At 26.3% G+C, this 1569-nt stretch carries 1 protein-coding gene and 1 pseudogene; one reads left to right on the top strand and one right to left on the bottom strand.

Features of this window, described 5'->3' with window-relative positions:
- The first annotated feature begins 89 nt into the window (after window positions 1-89).
- Window positions 90-1361 (top strand): Cj0814 family flagellar-dependent secreted protein, encoded by a 1272-nt coding sequence (locus JG677_RS08050; RefSeq protein WP_200286115.1) that lies wholly within the window; start codon window positions 90-92, stop codon window positions 1359-1361.
- A gap of 95 nt (window positions 1362-1456) precedes the next feature.
- Here the strand turns inward: JG677_RS08050 and JG677_RS08920 are convergent.
- Window positions 1457-1561, bottom strand: a pseudogene (locus JG677_RS08920) (bifunctional riboflavin kinase/FAD synthetase); the annotation flags it as partial.
- Between the last annotated feature and the right edge of the window lie 8 nt (window positions 1562-1569).

The following is a 1569-nucleotide window of genomic DNA, read 5'->3' as shown; positions in this document are numbered from 1 at the left end:
ATTCCATTTTGACATAAAATGGAATAAATATTGCTTGTATTATTTTATATTTAGATTGAAGGCAGAAAAATCTAAATAAAGGATTTAATATGAGCATCTTTAGTATAAATGATAACTCAAACTATGGTTCTATACTTTCACAAGCAAAAGCTAATAAAGAAAATAAAGAAAATTCAAAAATAAATTTTGCAAATGTTTTTTTAAAACAAAATGCAAGTAAATTAAATGAAATTCAAAGTAAGAATACTCAAACTTTAATAAGAGGTGAAGTATTAAATTCTACTAATACATTAAATAATAATAGTTTAAATTCTACTAATATATCAAGTAGTAGCAATATTACAAATTCTTTAAATTATAATATATCAAGTGAATTTAAAAACTCTATTTATACTCTAAAATATAAACAAGCTGATCCTTTAGCTAATGTAAGTAATCCTATATCTTTAGCTTATGGCTATAGTGTAGATAAAGATGGTTATATGGGAAGTGATTTTAATAAAGCTGCAGGATTACCAGATGATTTTAAGATACATAAATCTACTTTGGATGAGATAGAGAGATTTAATCAAAATGGTATGGCTGATGAAACTAGTGGAAACTATTATAATAGTTTTGATATGGCTTCTATTGTTAAATCCTATTATAATAGCTTTAATCAAGTAATAAGTGTATTTCCAAATGATAAAACAAGTTTTAGCGAAGCAGATTTAGAACAATTGCCTAAAGGATTAAATTATATTAATAATGAAGACAATGAAAAAATTGTAAAAAATATATTCAATGCAGAACAATTTCACGAAGCACAAGCAATTAAATATTCTACTATGGGTTTGGATATGAACCTTATGAAACTTGACTTTTCTCCACAAAGTATGGAGCAAGGTTATTCAATTGAAGGTGACTTTAATCCTGATATGTCAGTTTATCCAAAAAATGAAGATGGAAGCTATTCTAAAGAAGCTTTGTTTATGAGTTTTTTAAAATCCTATCCGCCTTTTCCATCTTCAAATCAAGTTGTTTTAAGTCCTGAAGCAAAAGTTTTAGAAGCACAACGTAAGCTAGAAATGAAAGCAAATCCTTCTTTTGATGTTTCACTAGATGATATTATGACAGGCAAAGTGGATTTTGCAAGTTTATTAAAAGGTTATGCACAAGATGGTTGGCTTGATGCAGGTATATATGCAATGGAAAAAGGAGTTAAATGGCAAAATATATACGTAGGCAGTGGAATTTCTTTTGATAGAGAATTTCATCAAGCAAAAGCTAATGGTTGGAAAGCAAGTAATGAAAGTATAAATTCTTTTGTAAATAATATAATGGATAGATTAGATAAGCTAATGAGTCAGACTAGGGTTTAAATTAAATTTTTACAAATTGTAAAAATAATTAGTCTTTTGAGACTGACTGTATGGTTATTTTTTAAAAATAAATTTATATTATTAGAATACAATTTATCTAAACAATCTATAAGCTTTTTATGACCTAAATGAATTCCATCAAAACTTCCTATAGCTAAACTTTTAACCTTGTCTTTTACTATAGTGGTAAAAATATTCAACATTGCCC

Origin of the sequence: Campylobacter sp. TTU-622 (assembly GCF_016598965.1) — a bacterium.
In the GTDB taxonomy this organism is placed as follows: domain Bacteria; phylum Campylobacterota; class Campylobacteria; order Campylobacterales; family Campylobacteraceae; genus Campylobacter_D.
Note: the sequence above shows the minus strand (reverse complement) of the source record. Positions and strands in the feature narration are given on the sequence as shown.